The organism is Arcobacter sp. L, assembly GCF_000284235.1.
Classification (GTDB): domain Bacteria; phylum Campylobacterota; class Campylobacteria; order Campylobacterales; family Arcobacteraceae; genus Aliarcobacter; species Aliarcobacter defluvii.
The window spans coordinates 909181-925762 of record NC_017192.1 but is presented as its reverse complement, the minus strand read 5'-3'; the positions used below and the strand labels follow the sequence as shown (position 1 = coordinate 925762).

The following is a 16582-nucleotide window of genomic DNA, read 5'->3' as shown; positions in this document are numbered from 1 at the left end:
TTAAATATGAAATAAAATAAGGAATGATATAGATTGAATAATATAAATTGGACTAGTATAATAAGTTGGAATTCTTCTCAGTATAATGCTTTTGAGCAATTAGTATGTATGTTATTTGAAAATGAAATAAAGGCTGAAAAGGATTCTTTTTACAAAAAAGGAACACCGGATGGTGGTCTTGAAGCTTATATACGTTTAGAAGATAATTCTTTAATAGGTATTCAAGCTAAGTGGTTTTTAAATGCCCCTCAAAATAATCAATGGCAACAAATTGATAAATCTATGTGTAATGCTATATCAAATCATTCTAATTTAATAAAATGTTATTTAGCTATGCCAATTGATATGCCAGATGGAAGTATAGTTGAAAAAAAATCTTGTAAACAAAAATGGGATGATTATATAATTAAATGGAAAGAATATTCAAAAGAAAAAAATAATAGAGATATAGAATTTATTTATTGGGGAAATTATGAAATTAATAAATATCTTTTTCAAGAAAAAAATAGACATTTATATAATGCATTTTTTAATAAACCATGTATCTCTTTAATAGACCATAATAACGACTTAATTGAAAGAAACTATTCAAATATTTTTTTTAAAATAATTTGGATTTTGGATTTTGGATTTTTTTATAATAATAAAAAGAATATTCTATATAGATTTGACAATGATTTTTTTTTAAATAAACTTACAGGAAATCAATATTATTTAGATTTTGTTGATTTATTACATGAAAAATTAAAAAGTATTAATATAGAAATTGCACAATTATTTTTTAAATATAAGAAAGAAACCTTTAATATAGATTTGAAAGATTTTTTATTCTATTTGGAAATAAATAATGAAAAAATAGATATTAAGTTACATAAAGAAATAAAAAAAATATTTTACAATACTAATTTACGTAGTTTAGATCATTCTCCAAATTTTCAATACAATGTAATTATTGTTGGAAACGCACAGACAACAAAATCTAATTTTATTAATTCAATTATTAAAATTAGAGAAAAAGCGAGTCTTGATACTATTTTATTAAAAAGTAATATTTTATTCAAAGAAAAAAGTTTAAGTAAAATGATTACAAGTAATTTATTTATTGATAATTATACAGATAGAGAGTATTTAAGTATATTGGATGTTTATGCTAAGAATAGGGAAATAAATACTTTAATTATAATAGAAATAGAAGAAAGAAAAATTGAATGGACTAGATTGAAATTATTAATTAGACAGATAACTAGCTTTAACTATATAAATTTAATTATAACAATGAGACCATATAGTCATAAAGAATTCGAAAATTTCTATATTAACAATAACCTAAATTTAAAGCTTTTTCCTAAGGAGTTGGGAAAAAATCAGGATATAGGTTTACTTGCTCTTAATTTAAATTATTACAATAATAATATTTATAGAAAAATTTTAATAACAGAACGAAACTATTTAGATAGAGACATTCTTAAAAATTTAGAAATTTATAATAATAAAATAGGTGTTTTATCTAAACTTAATTTTGAAAAAGATTTTAGTAGAAATTATATTCTAGATGAAATAATTAATATTCTAATAAAACAAGTTGAAGATAATATAAATTCACTTTATATTGGACTTAAGGAAACAAAAGTTTTATGTAAGATTATTAAAGAAATTGTTTTTATAAAAATGAAACTTTCATATGATGATTTATTGAAAATTATACAAAGTTTATTTGATAAAAACTATATAAGAGACAACATACATGAATTTATTAAAGATTTAGAATTTGAAGAATTACTTATTAAAAAAGGTAAATACTATTATATATTTAATAAAAGAATTCATTACTATTCAGTTGCAAAGGAGGTATATAAAGAAAAAAATAGTACAGATTATATTGAAAAATTTAATGATGTTATATTTTTTGAAGAATATATTAAGTTCATTATTGAGGATAACGATAATAGTTTATATAGTGAGTTTATTAGTTTTTTTAATGAAAAAATAAACAATATTCAATTAAATGAATTGAATAATTATTTAATAAATTATAAATCATTTAATATAAATGATAGACTAATAGGAGTTTTTGAAATTATATTGATGTTAATAAAGATTGAATTATATAAGAAAGAAAGATTGGATATTAAATTATATAGAAAATTATTGCAATATTTAAGAAATATAGATACTAGAAATGAACAAATTTTAAAAAATAAAAGTTTTTTAGAATTATTAACTTTTTTAAAAAAGACTATAGAGAATAAGCTACATGAACCTCTCTAAATCCCTCTACACAAAAGGCATCCAATGCCCCAAAGCACTTTGGCTTAAAAAATATAAGCCAAGTGTACTAACACCACCTGATGAATCTGCTCTTGCAGTATTTGATACTGGAAATATAGTAGGAGATTTTGCTTGTCAGCTTTTCCCTCATGGAAAAGAAGTGCCTTATTCAAAAAACTATGATGAGATGATAGCTATTACAAAACAATGGCTTGATGAGAAAGTTGAAAATATATATGAAGCTACATTTAACTTTTCAGGTATTTTAATTATGGTAGATATTTTAACTATTTCTAATGGTGAAGTATCTATTTATGAAGTTAAAAGTTCAACAGAAGTAAAAGATATATATTTACATGATGTTTCTATTCAGTATTATGTACTTAAAAACTTAGATTTTAAAATAAAAAGTGCAAATGTAATTCATATAAACAATGAATATATAAGAGGTGATGAGCTAGATATAAATCAACTTTTTAAAATAGTTGATGTTACAAATGAAGTTATATCAATGCAATCAAATATTCCTAATATTTTAAAAGAGTTTGAAACATATTTAGAAGACAGAGAAAATGAACCAATTATAGATATAGGTAAACATTGTAATGCTCCTTATGAATGTGATGCAAAAGAGTATTGTTGGAAAATTCAAAGACAAATACCTGATTATTCTATATTTAATATTTTCAATCTTGGAAGTAAAAAACAAATAGAACTTTATAGTAGAGGTATTATAAATATAGATGATGTACCACATGACTTTGATATGACTTCTATTCAAGCTCAAGCAGTTGAAAACTATAAATCAAAAATTACATATATAGATATAGAAAACATTAAATCATTTTTACAAAATCTGACTTATCCAATTTACCACTTAGACTTTGAAACATATCAACAAGCAATTCCTCAATATAAAGGTTTAAAACCATTTGAACAAATACCATTTCAATACTCACTTCATATTGAATATGAAGATGGAAGATTAGAACATAAAGAGTTTTTAGCTCAAGATAGTGTTGATAGTAGATATGAACTTGCTCTTAGACTTTGTGAAGATATACCAAATGATGTAACTGTATTAGCTTATAACATGAGTTTTGAAAAGGGTGTTATAAAAAAATTAGCAACTTTGTTTGAAGAGTTTAGTGAACATCTATTATCTATAAATGAAAATATGCAAGATTTAATGATACCTTTTCAAAAGAAGTGGTATGTAACACCTAGTATGCAAGGAAGCTACTCTATCAAATATGTATTGCCAGCACTTGTATCAGAGTTTGAAAAAGCCTATAAAGAATTAGATGGTGTTCAAAATGGAAGCCAAGCTATGAATGCTTTTGCAAATATGAGTAAGTTAAATGATATAGAAAAACAAAAACTTAGAATTTCACTTTTAGAGTATTGTAAACTTGATACTTTAGCTATAGTGAGAATTTTAGAAAAATTGAAAAAGGAAGTAAATAACATTTAATATGGAATATTTAGAACAAAATAAAATTATTACTATTTCACTAGGAAATAAAGTAAAAGAAAAAATAAAAAATAAATTTAATAGTGATATTGAGGAATTTATTGAAAAAGAGTTTCCTCAAGATGAAGAATTAAAAATATTTATATTTAAACATAAAAGTAAAGATAAAAATAAAATTGGAATAAAAATCAATGATAGTGACTATATTCTTTTTGTAGAAAGAAGCATAGACAATCTTAGGAATAAAATAGATAATTATATGTTTTGTTTTGATATTCAAAAAAAACCTGAAATTATAATTGATGAAAATAATGATTTTTTAGATATTGAATGTGAAGTAAAGATACCAACAAAGTTTAATCGAGAATACTATAATAATTCAACAAAGAGCCTACTAGATGCCATAGAAAAAAAATTTGAAGAATTAAAACCTTATAAAACTCAGTCATTAGAAGAAAATGAAGAATATAAAAAATGGTTTGTTTATTTGACTCTTTTAGAAAAATTAATTGATGCAAAAGATTTTTATATTGAAACTGAAATTTCATATAGTAAAAACAAGGCGACTATCTTTGTAAATGATAACAATATATTTGAAAAATTAAAAAAAGCTAGAGGTGAAGATTTTATTTTTTATTATCCTGAGAATGTTAATAAAAATAAAAAACTACATGAATGGGATGAGGATAGAAGAAATTCAAAAGATAATTTTTTTGGTAAGTTAGATAGACAATTTGATGCTAATAAAAAAGAATTTACCTTTACACTTAGTGATGAATTTAAAAAAGAATTTACAAATAATGAAAATAGTGAAATTATCTCATCTGCATTAGATGATTTAAATTTTGCCATGAAAGCTAGACAATTTATCGAAGAAAAAGTAAATAGTACAACTCAAGTAAAAAATCATATTTTAAAATTAAATATAAAAGATGAAGAAAAAAATCTTTTAGTTAAATTATTTTCTAAACTAAGTAATGAATATGCGCATTACTCTGAAAATGAATATACATTAAGTAATGAAGAAAAAGACAATATCAACAATGTATTAAGTTTATTAGGAAATAATAGCTCAAAGAAATTCAACCCAAGAGAAAAATTAATATTAAGAGTATCTTATTTTAGAGATCAATTCCAATTAAAAACACTTAAACAAGGTTTAGAAAGAATCCAAAATCATCCATTAAAACCTTTTTTATTTGGAGATAAAAAGCTACCAGTTATAAGTCAAAATCAAATAGATAATTTTGAAATCAAATATCTTTCAAAAGTTTTAAATGATAAACAAAAAGAAGCCATAAAAAAAGCTTTGATTTCTCAAGAACTTTTTATGATTCAAGGACCTCCAGGAACTGGAAAAACTGAAGTAATATCTGAAATAGCTTATCAAGAAGCAATACGTGGCAAAAAAGTTTTAATAGTATCTCAAGCAAATATGGCTGTAGATAATGCTATACAGAGATTAAATCATCCATCTTTATATCCAATTAGAATTATACGAAAAGATTATGAGCCTGAAGATGGAGAAAGTTTACCAATAGAACAAAACTTAGGTACTTTTTATCAAAATAGAATTGTAAAAAATTTAAAAGATGAGTTAGATAGAAATGAAAAAGAATTTATAGATTTAAAAAATTTAATAGAGACTAATAATGAAAATATTGATTTAATTCATGACAGATTTGATGAATTAAATGAACTAAAATATTTTGAAGAAATACGTAGAAACTTTTTAAATGATTTACAAATTGAAGAAGATGAAAATATCTATGATGAAGAATTAGGTTATTTATCTTCTAACTATATGCATAAATTAAATATTTGGGGTGCAACGTTATTTGAAACAGGAAAAAATAGTTTTAAAAATAAAAGCTTTGATGTTGTTATCGTAGACGAGGTATCAAAAGCAACACCTCCAGAACTTGTACTTCCAATATTAAAAGGTCAAAAACTTATACTTGTAGGAGATCATAAACAATTACCTCCAATTATAAAAGATGTTAGTTTGGAAGATATTGCTGAAGAGTGTAATATAAGTCTAGATTCTTTAGATTTTGATACTACAGTTTTTGAAAAACTTATTCAAAATAATCCAGATAACTATGTTATGTTAAATACTCAATATAGAATGCATCCTGATATTCAAAAAGCAATAAATCAATTTTATAGAGATGAAAAGAATAATGAAGGGTTGAAGTGTGGATTAAAAAACCCAGATTTAGAAAAATGTCATCAAATACAAGATAAAACATTTCATAAGAAACATTTAGTTTGGCTAAAAACAAAAAAAAGTGATGAAGAAAGTCAACATAAAGGAAGTAGTTCTTTTTTTAATGAATCTGAAATTAAAAGAATAAAAACAACACTTGATTTTTTAAATAAATCATATGAAAAAATAGAAAAAAAACCTTCCGTTGGAGTGATTACTTTTTATGGAAGTCAATTATCAGAATTAACAAGTTTAGAAAAAAAAGGATTTTGGAGACTTCCAAGGGAAGATAGAAATTATCCCCATTTAGATATTAGATTCGGTACTGTTGATAGATTTCAAGGACAAGAGAAAGATATCATAATTGTGTCTTTGGTAAGAAATAATAAAAAACATGAAGTTGGTTTTGCAAAAAAACCTCATAGGATTAATGTAGCTTTTTCAAGAGCAAGAAATCTTTTAATTATCGTAGGAAATCCTGATAATTTTAGATTTGGTAATAATGAGAAATCGGCACAACAATATGATGAAATATTTAATATTGCAAAAAAATTTGGTAGTGTAAAAGGAGAATAAAATGTTATATGGTTATGACTTAACCCTTGAGCAAATGAGTCAAATAAGAAATTTCAAAAAGAAAAATAAGTTTGATAGCAAATTATGTTCAATAAAAGATATAGAATTATCAACTTTTGAAGCTTATGTAAACATACTTTTTAAACAGACTGTTCCATTAAACTTATTTGAAAAATATTCATTGAAAATAATTCAAAAAGCAGATGAAATATATTCAACAATAAATATTAAAAAGATCGCTGATTTATTACATCTTGATGAAAATATAATACGAGAGAATTTAAAAAATTTAGCTCAGATTGATATGATAAATGGATTAGATAGTGATAATCTTATTATTAACTTTGATGAAAATGCTGAATATTTACAATATGAAAATAAATTTAAAAAAGAAAAAATTCAAGAAAAATTTTATTTAACTAAAGATGAATTTAAAGATATTCATAATTTTTTAAAAAATGAATTTGAAAAAAACATAAGAGAAAATGATAAAAAAATTTTAAATTTTGAATTAATAAATAGTAAAGAATCAACAAAAAAAGTTAAATTATTGACTTATTCTGATAATAAATTTTTAATTTATAGTAATCAAGGTATTAATAATCACAATGATTTAAAATTTTTAGATAATCAAATTTATGAAAATCTAAATAATCAAACTTTCATACAAAATGAAAACTTTTTTTGCCATAAAGAAGAATTTCTTCCTATTCTAAGAGACAAAATTTCTTTAAATAAAGATAATTTAATTGTTGTTATTTTTTCAACAAAAATTGAAGATATTACCCATGAAGTAATTAAATTAAATAAAAATCAAAAAAATTTATATATTTTTACTAATTATACTAATGATAAAGAAAAAAGAATATTTTTTACAGATATTAATTTAGATGATATTTTTATATTTGGGAATGAATATTATATAAGAAAAATTGATTCCATTTATGAGATAAATGATTTAGAAGATAAAAAAAATATTAAAGAAATTCTATCAAATTATTTTTTAGAAAAAATTATAATGCTTGAACCTAACTATGATAAAAATACACTTGATGAAATAAATATTCAAATTGAAGAAATTGCGAAATCAATGAATAATTTAACTTTTAATGATAAAAAAGATTTTGATAAAGAAATGCAGAAAATTAAAGAGGCTAAAAATAAACTTTATGGAATAGATTTAAATGACTCTAAAAAACGTGTATCAGTAAGAAAAAGAATTGATGAATTTGAAAAAATAAATAATGAAGAACAATTAGAGAAATATCCTATTTATTTAGAAAATAGAACTAAAATATTTGAATTGGCAAAAGAACTTGAGAATTATGAAAAACAAAAAGAAAATCTAGAAACTTTACAAAGAGAATTAAATATTCTAAATCAAAAAAAATCAAGTTTAATTTCAAAAGAAAATAAAGAAGAAATTATTCAATTTGAAAATGAATTAAAAAATATAAATCGTATGAAAATATATTAATTTTAGGAAAATTGGAAGGAATATGATGATTAATTATAAAGAAAGATTAACAGTAGATAGAGAACTTTATCCATCAAAAGATATAGAAACAACAGTTGAGAGTGATAGAGGAAGAATCTTTTCATCAGCTGCTTTTAGAAGATTGCAAAAAAGAACTCAAGTTTTTGCTTTGGAATTAAATGCTTCAATTCGTTCACGACTTACTCATTCTTTGGAGGTTGCACAAAATGCTAGATATATTGCTAGAACTATTTTAGATGAATTGAAAAAAAATGATTTAAAAACTTACGGTTTAGAAGATATGGAAAATGCTTTTATTTCTACCTCTGAAATGACAAGTTTAATTCATGATATAGGGAATCCTCCTTTTGGGCATTTTGCAGAAGAAACGATAAATAAATGGCTTAAAATAAATGTATTACCAAAATTAAATAGTTTTGAATCTAATACAAAAGAAAGCAACGATTTAAAAAATATTTTAGCAAAAGATATTTGTAATTACGATGGAAATGCACAAGCCATCAGAATCATCACAAAACTTCAAAGATTAAATCTTTCATATTTTCAAATAATTGCAGTTTTAAAATATACAAGAGGAGCATTTGAAGATAAACCATCAAGTGATAATCCATTAAACTATCTCAAAAAGAAACCAGGGTTTTATTATAGTGAAAAAGATTTAGTAAAAAAAATACAAACAACATTAAATATAAAAGCAGGACATAGATTTCCAATAACTTATATTATGGAAGCAGCTGATGATATTTCATATTTAACAGCTGATTTGGAAGATTCTGTTGAAAAAAGAATTTTATCTTTAGATGAAGTTTATAATATTATTAAAACTGAATGCCAAAAACAAGATGAAGAGTTTTTATTAGAAATTATTGATAAACAGTATGAAAAAGCAAAGAGAAATGAAGAACCATATCAATTTAATATGTTCTTTACATTTTTAAGGGTGACTCTTGTTACAAATTTTGTAAAACATGTTTCTAATATATTTATACAAAATCATGAAGCAATATTTGAGGGAAGTTTCAATCATGCACTTTTAGAATATGATAAACAAAGTAAATATTATAAAGCTCTAAAAGTCTTAAAACATATCTCAAATAAATATATTTATCAAAATAAAGAAGTTCAAACTTTAGAACTTCAAGCTTATACAATTGTAAACTCTTTATTTAATATTTATAAACCTCTTTTAGAATTAGAAACTGATGATTTTGCAAAACTTTTAAAGGGTGAAGAAATTAAATGTTTTATTTCAGAAAGACTTATAAAAAGGGTTTCATCTAAACAAATAGTAGCTTATAAAAATGATATTGAGAAATTGGATAAAGAGAATATTGAGCAGTTTAACATATTAGAATTTTATTTTAGAGTTAGATTAATAATTGATTATATAAGCGGGATGACTGATGATTTTGCATTAGAAGAATATAAAATATTGTCTGCAATTAAATAGGAATTCTTTGAAAAACATAATTTATTGCGATATAGAAGCTAATATAAAAACTAAAAAAATCAATGAAATTGGTTTGGTTTATAAAGATTTGGAACTAAAAACAACTTCAGTAGAAGAAAGTTGTGCTTTCATTTTATCTTGTAATACAAACTTTATTTCAGGACATAATTTTATTGATTTTGATTTGAAGATTCTCAATGAAACCAGTTTAAATCAATATATTAAAGATTTTGAGATTATTGATACTTTGCCATTATCTTTACTACTTTTTAGTGAAAAAACCATCCATAGTTTACCTAAAAACTATAAAAGTGAGGATGATTTTGATAATAATCCAGTTGAAGATTCTAAAATCACTTCTATATTATTTGACAAATTAATAGAACGATTTTCAGATTTACCACAAGATACTCAAAATATTTTTTATTCGCTTTTATATGACAATATTTATTTTAGTGGATTTTTTGAGTATATAAGTTCTAATATAAAATTAGAAAAATTAGATTTTGATGATTTATATAATTTGATAAAAAGTAAACATAATAAAACTATTGTAAATTTTGAATATTTAAAAGAAGTATTAGTTACTCATAAAGTTCAGTTATCTTATATTTTGGCACTTTTAACTCCATATATTGAGATAAAATCCCATCCTCCTAAGATTTTATTTTCTTATCCTGATATAGTAGAAATTCAAAAAAAACTTTGTTTTGATATAAAAAATGCAAATAATGTTTTAAGTGATTTTTCAAAAGAAGTTTTTGGATTTGGAACATTTAGAGAGTTTCCTAGATTAAATGCAAATCTACTTGATAATCCATCTATTTCTCAAAGAGAGATGGTTGAAGCTTCATTGAGAGATGAATCATTTCTTACAATTCTTCCAACAGGTGGAGGAAAAACTTTTACTTTTTGGTTACCTGCAATTTTCAAAGCTCATTCTTATAAAGCTTTGACAGTTGTTATTTCACCTCTTCAAGCCTTGATTGAAGACCATATAAAAAGTTTTAATTCAAAGGTTGCGAACTTTAAAGCTGTGGCAATTAGTGGATTTATGAGTCCACTTGAAAGAAGTGAAGCAGTTGAACAAGTAATAAGTGGTGAAGCTGATATTTTATATATTGCTCCTGAATCATTGCGTTCTAATACGATTTTTAATATCTTAAAAAATAGACTTATTGAAAGATTTGTTATTGATGAAGCTCACTGTTTATCTACTTGGGGAAATGATTTTAGGCAAGATTATTATTATATTTGTGAGTTTATAAAAGATTTATTAGAGAAAAAACCATTTCAAAATCATATTCCAATTTCATGTTTCACTGCAACTGGAAAACCAAGTGTTATAAAAGATATTGAAGAGTATTTTTTAGATGGTTTAAATATAAAACTTGATAAATATTTGGCAGTTCCTGAGCGAAAAAATCTACAATACAAATCAATTCCCTCAAACACCAAAGATAAATATGTGGAACTTTTAAAACTAATAAATGAACATGATGGTGCAACATTAGTTTATATTCCAACTTCTACAAAAAATTGTGATGAGATTGCTCAAAAAATAGCTATGGATACAAATAAAATAGCAAAGTCATTTCATTCAAAAATCGAATCACAAGAAAAAATGCAAATATTAAAAGATTATATTGAAAACAATATTGATATTATTGTAGCAACAACTGCATTTGGTATGGGAGTTGATAAATCAAATATTACAAATGTAATACACTATGAAATATCTGATTCATTAGAAAACTATTCACAAGAAGCTGGACGTGGAGCAAGGGATGAAAAGCTTGAAGCTTTTTGCCCAATTTTGTTTGATGAAGATGATTTAGACAAACATTTTGTTTCACTAAATAGGTCAAAATTAACAGCAAGTGAAATAAACTCTATATATTTAGTAATCAAAAAATCAAAAGGTGATGTGATAAATAAAACAGCATTTGAACTGGCAAAAGAAGCTGGTTGGGATGTTGAAGATAGTTCGACAGATTATAGTACAAAAGTAAAAACTGCGTTATTAGAACTTGAAAGAGAAGAGTATATCAGCAGAAAAAGAAATAAAACTAATTTTTTTGCAGATTCAATAGCTTCAAAATCTATGGAAAAACTACATCAAAAACTAGAAGAATCAACTTTTAGTCAAGAAGAACAACAAAGATTAATCCTTGTATTACAAAATATCATCGGAAGAGGAAAACCTGATGCTGTACAAATTGATGAGTTAGCTTATATTTTGGGATACTCAAAAAATGAAATTTCTTTGGCTATAAATCAATTAAAACAGTTGGAACTTTTGGGTGACAGTAAAGATTTGAGTTTAGAAATTAGCTTTTCTAGTCTAAAGAAATTTAAAAAAACAAAAGAAATAGAATTGATTTTATTAAATTATTTAGAGTCTTTAAATAGCTCAAAAGTAAGAATCAGAGAATTAAATGAACAACTTAATAGCCAAGAAATAAGTTCTAAGAATGAATCTGAATTAATCAAATCAATAATAAAAAATTGGAGAAGTAAATCAAATTTTATTTTTAATAGACAAAATAGAGAACAAGATTTGTGGTATTTCAAATTTGAAAATCTTCAAAATATAAAAGATAAAATCAAAAAGAATCATGAAATTAGCGAAAATGTTTTACTTATCTTAACAAAAGATTTAGATAACAAACAAAAAGAAGAAGTTGTATTTTCCCTAAAAAGATTACATGAATCTATGGATAAAAAATATGATATTGAAGATATTGATAAATCTTTGTTGTATATGCATCACTTAAATATTTTAGAGTTACTCAAAGGGCGATTTATCAACTATACTCCGATGATTATACAAAAAGAAGAAAAAGTTCAAATAAAAAGAAAATATACAAATGGTGAATATAAAAATAGGCTAGAACAACACTATCAAACAAAAATAGAATCTATTCATATTATGGGTGAATACGCAAAAAGATTAAAAGATGATGATTATAAAGCTATTTTATTTTTAAGGGATTATTTTACTCTTTCTTATGAAGGATTTAAAGAAAAATACAAACTTCTAAAAGAGAAAATTTCAAAACCAATCACTCAAAAAAGATACAATAAAATATTTGAAAAAATGTCTGATGAACAAAAAGAAATTATCAAAGACACAAATACAAAAGCTATGATGATTTTAGCAGGTCCCGGAAGTGGAAAAACAAAAGTTTTAGTTCATAAAATTGCCTCTTTAATTTTAACAGAAGATATAAAACCAGAACAATTTATGATGTTGACTTTTTCAAAAAGTGCAAAAATGGAATTTAAAACAAGACTAAATGATTTGATGGGTGCTTTATCTTATGATGTGGAAATACAAACTTTCCACGCATATGCTTTAAAATTAATTGCTAGAATTTCAAATAAAGAAGATAGAAAAGTTCTTGACAATGCTATTGAAGAAGCAACTAGACAAATAAATGCAGGAGAAATAAAATTACCCTATATAACAGTTTTAATACTAGATGAGTTTCAAGATATTAATGAAAAAAGTTTTGAACTTGTAAGAGCAATTTATAAAGCAAATAATGAAGATATTAAAATAATTGCTGTTGGTGATGATGACCAATGTATTATGGATTTTAACGGGGCGCAAATTAATTTTATTGATAAATTCAGAAATGAGTTTGGAAAAGATGAAGATGAAAAAGATTTATGCAAACAGTATGAGTTACTTTGCAATTTTAGAAGTAAAAAAAACATTGTGGAATACTCAAATGATTTTGTTACAAAAGTTTCAAAAAGATATAAAACAAATCCTTTGTATGCGAATAGTTCAGAAAATGGATTTGTAAATATTCATTCAATAAGCTCTTCAAATCTAATACCTCCTCTTATTGAACTAATCAAACAAGAAGAGAAACAAGAAAATATAGCTATTTTAGCTAAAACAAATGAGATGGTTTTAGATATTTATTCAATACTTCAAGACAATAATATTGAAGCAAAATACTTAATTGATAGAGAAAAATTTGATTTAAAAAATATAGTTGAATTAGTAGAATTTGACAAAATTCTAAATAGTTATTTAGAAGATAATATAGCTTACAAAAGAAGCTATTTTGAAAATGCTTTAGAGGTAATAGAGAATAGGTTTAAAAACTCTACAAATTTGCCTCTAATTCGTAAAATTATTGATAAATTTGAAGATGAAAGCGATAACTACTATATTTCACAATGGATTACTTATTTAGATGAAATTAAACTCGAAGATTTTGAAAGTTATAAAAAGAATATTGTAATTTCAACAATTCATAAATCAAAAGGTTTGGAATTTGATAAGGTTTATTTGTTAGTAGATAAAAATCCAAAAGAAGATGAAGATAAAAGACTGTTTTATGTTGGAATGACAAGAGCAAAAAATGAACTAAATATATTAAGACATGATAATAAAGATATACCAAATAAAAAAGAGTATGTTAAATACTTTTGGGATGAAAAAGAGTATTTATTTGAGGGGAAAACTTTTACTCATGTGATGTCACTTGGGGATATAAGATTAGGATTTGATTTAGAAAAGTTTGGGACGAATTATTTCCTTATATCAGGCATAAAATTAAATATAGAAAAAAGAAATGCTTTTAATAATTATTGTTTGTGTTTTGGTAATAAAATGGTTGGAGTTTTTTCTACTAAATTCAATGAATTAATAGTTGAAAAAATAAATAATGGTTTTAGCTTTTATAGCTGTGTAGTTGAATATATAATTTTATGGGAAGATAAAGAACGTAAAAAGAGTTTAAAACATCCTCTTTGTAAAATTATTATGAAAAAAGATATTCAACTAGAAAATTAAACTTTATTAATTTCTTTTTCTAAATTTTCTAAAACATCAATTATCTCATCAAAAGAGATATATTTATCAAAAATCATATTTTGCATAGCTTTATAATCTTTTTCCAAAGAATCAAGTCTAAATTCTGGTGGTAAAAGTTTTAATGTTCCAGGAACTGCTTCTTCGTATTTTGCCCAAGTTCTAGGATAAAACTTTTGTTTAAAATCAACTACATTTTTTAATAAATCAATATCAGCTAATGCTTCATTTTTAACTTCATTTAAAGCCATCATAGCTAAATCATAATAGTGTCTTGAATATCTAGTTGGCATAGATGATTCTTCCGGTCTATTTGCTTCATGATGCAAGATAGTAGCTTTTTCCCAGAATGTTCTTTTTGAAACGATTGTATTTACAATACATATTGGTTGTTCAAAAACTTCAGGAAACTTTTGAGCAGCAAAAGAAGATATTTCAAAACTATCAGATGGTAGCCAAGAAGCTAATGGTCCAATTTCTAATAAAATTTCAGGTCTTAAGTAGTTGTCATCAAAAGCATTTGGGTATCTAACATTTATAGAAAATCCATCTTCAGCCATACTACAAGTACATAAAGGAGATAAATTTTGTGAAATTATAGGTAATAGTTCATTTTCAATATATTCTTTTGCATTTTCATTTATTTGTTCATTAAATTTCACTTGTTTATTTTTTGATTCTTGCTGATTTAATGGATTTTCATTAGATACTAATCTCCAATCTAAAATTAGATCTATATCTTCTGAAAATCTTCCAATTAGATTAAATACTTTTGAAAGACTCGTTCCACCTTTGAACATAAGTATTTTATTTAATCTATCATCACTAAAAATTTTATCTAAAGTCCAAACAACCCAAAAATCTTTTTCAACAATTGAGTTTGTTGTATTCATAAGTGTTGCTGTTTCAGAAAATAGTTCACTTCTTTGTTGTTTAGGTAAATTTGCTATTTTATTCATTGTTATTATCTTTACATATTTGTTTTATTATTTCATATACCCATACAGTTGTAGTTTGAGTATCTTTTAAAATCTTTTCATACATCTTAGGTTCTATTTGTTCTTTTATTTTATTTATTACTTCATTTGTAATATGCTCTTTTCCCAAAGATTTTAAAGCTTGAACTATTAAAGAGCTTTCTTTATATTTGAATCCTATATCTTTTAAAACAGATTTTTTAAATTCTATTTCCACATCATTGAATAATTTATAACTTTTATTTGGTCCATCACTAAGATAGATATATTTTGCTTGTATTTGTGTAGATAGATTTAAAATATTTAAAGCACTATCTCCTGATACTTCTATTCTCCAATTAAACTTTCTAGCATATGCTCGTGATACTTGTTCTATATCTGGGCTTAATTCTTTTTTTAGGAAATCACTATATTTAGGATAATCATAAATTCCTCTTGATACTCGTCTAATTTTTTTATCTTTTACTAAATCAGATAATACATTATCTATTTGCTGTCGCTCGAACTTTTTAATCAAATCAGTAGATGAGAATGCCCACCCCCTACTATGACCAGAAATAAAATAAAATACTATATCATAGAGTTTCAATTGATTATTCCTTATTTGTATTTTCTAGAAAAAAGTATATCTATTTCTAGATTTTATTTAAATTAAATAAATCTCTTCCACCTTTTTTGTCTCAGTTGTCCCTGCTCTTTTAAGTTAATCTTTCCGTTTGCCTTTGGCTAAGCTCAAATGATTTGGTAGGGAATGGCTCCGAAGCGGAGACAACTTGCCCTTGGACTATTTTGAATTTAACAAAATAGGTCAGGACAAGTTAGTCTAAAATGTGCAAATGACACGGCTTTTGCAGGACACTACTCTACGACTATTAGTAGATTATTGTTCAGCACTTAATCTACAACACAATTACACTAGACGGTTCCCCTTATCTAGTAACCTATATCTTTAATTAATTCCAGTATTAGTATTCATACTAATTTAAAAACCTCTGTTTTATATCTTAACTGGTAAATCTATAGGAGTATTCTTGCTACTGCTTTCGCAGATGAACGGGCATCTCCAAGGTGAATCGTACCACATACACTTCCTCACACCTTGCTGATTTGGTCTCTTATTTGGCTATGATTGTTTTCGGTGAGTTCATTCTCACCTTATGCAAGTATTTAATTTTATCGCAAGGTTTTCGCCTTACAGTGCAGTCCTTACACTCTACCGCTTAAATAGTTTTTAGACAATACTTTATCCTCAACACTTAAGTTGATTTTTTTTATAAAAATTTTGGATTAAAAGCT

The 16582-nt window shown here is 24.2% G+C and carries 8 protein-coding genes; 6 read left to right on the top strand and 2 right to left on the bottom strand.

Annotated elements, in window-relative coordinates; translation table 11 throughout:
- Positions 1-33 precede the first annotated feature (33 nt).
- The 6 genes from ABLL_RS04530 to ABLL_RS04505 are packed head-to-tail and all read left to right on the top strand — an operon-like array spanning position 34 to position 14291.
- Positions 34-2268 (top strand): hypothetical protein, encoded by a 2235-nt coding sequence (locus tag ABLL_RS04530; RefSeq protein ID WP_014473601.1) that lies wholly within the window; start codon positions 34-36, stop codon positions 2266-2268.
- The gene (locus ABLL_RS04525; RefSeq protein ID WP_014473600.1) at positions 2255-3742 is read left to right on the top strand and encodes a DUF2779 domain-containing protein; all 1488 of its coding nucleotides are present in this window, start codon (positions 2255-2257) and stop codon (positions 3740-3742) included. The genes ABLL_RS04530 and ABLL_RS04525 overlap by 14 nt, the downstream gene beginning before the upstream one ends.
- 1 nt (position 3743) lies before the next feature.
- Entirely contained in the window at positions 3744-6527 is a 2784-nt protein-coding gene (locus tag ABLL_RS04520; protein WP_014473599.1) for an AAA domain-containing protein, read from the top strand.
- A gap of 1 nt (position 6528) precedes the next feature.
- A complete protein-coding gene (locus ABLL_RS04515) occupies positions 6529-8004 on the top strand; it encodes a hypothetical protein (protein ID WP_014473598.1) in 1476 nt (491 codons plus the stop codon).
- Between the two features lie 25 nt (positions 8005-8029).
- Positions 8030-9475, top strand: a complete 1446-nt coding sequence (gene dgt / locus ABLL_RS04510; RefSeq protein ID WP_014473597.1) for a dGTPase — start codon at positions 8030-8032, stop codon at positions 9473-9475.
- Between the two features lie 7 nt (positions 9476-9482).
- Complete coding sequence (locus ABLL_RS04505; RefSeq protein ID WP_014473596.1) at positions 9483-14291, top strand: RecQ family ATP-dependent DNA helicase; 4809 nt, start codon at positions 9483-9485, stop codon at positions 14289-14291.
- Here the strand turns inward: ABLL_RS04505 and ABLL_RS04500 are convergent.
- Together ABLL_RS04500 and ABLL_RS04495 are read right to left on the bottom strand one after the other, a co-directional pair.
- Positions 14288-15268, bottom strand: a complete 981-nt coding sequence (locus ABLL_RS04500) for a nucleotidyl transferase AbiEii/AbiGii toxin family protein (RefSeq protein ID WP_014473595.1) — start codon at positions 15266-15268, stop codon at positions 14288-14290. The two genes, ABLL_RS04505 and ABLL_RS04500, sit on opposite strands and share 4 nt — an antisense overlap.
- Entirely contained in the window at positions 15261-15875 is a 615-nt protein-coding gene (locus tag ABLL_RS04495; RefSeq protein WP_014473594.1) for a DUF6088 family protein, read from the bottom strand. Before ABLL_RS04495 ends, ABLL_RS04500 begins: the two co-directional genes overlap by 8 nt.
- Between the last annotated feature and the right edge of the window lie 707 nt (positions 15876-16582).

Coding starts and splice junctions, on each gene's coding strand:
- ABLL_RS04525 (WP_014473600.1), top strand. CDS start 2,255: ATGAACCTCTCTAAATCCCTCTACACAAAAGGCATCCAATGCCCCAAA.
- ABLL_RS04520 (WP_014473599.1), top strand. CDS start 3,744: ATGGAATATTTAGAACAAAATAAAATTATTACTATTTCACTAGGAAAT.
- ABLL_RS04515 (WP_014473598.1), top strand. CDS start 6,529: ATGTTATATGGTTATGACTTAACCCTTGAGCAAATGAGTCAAATAAGA.
- dgt (WP_014473597.1), top strand. CDS start 8,030: ATGATTAATTATAAAGAAAGATTAACAGTAGATAGAGAACTTTATCCA.
- ABLL_RS04500 (WP_014473595.1), bottom strand. CDS start 15,268: ATGAATAAAATAGCAAATTTACCTAAACAACAAAGAAGTGAACTATTT.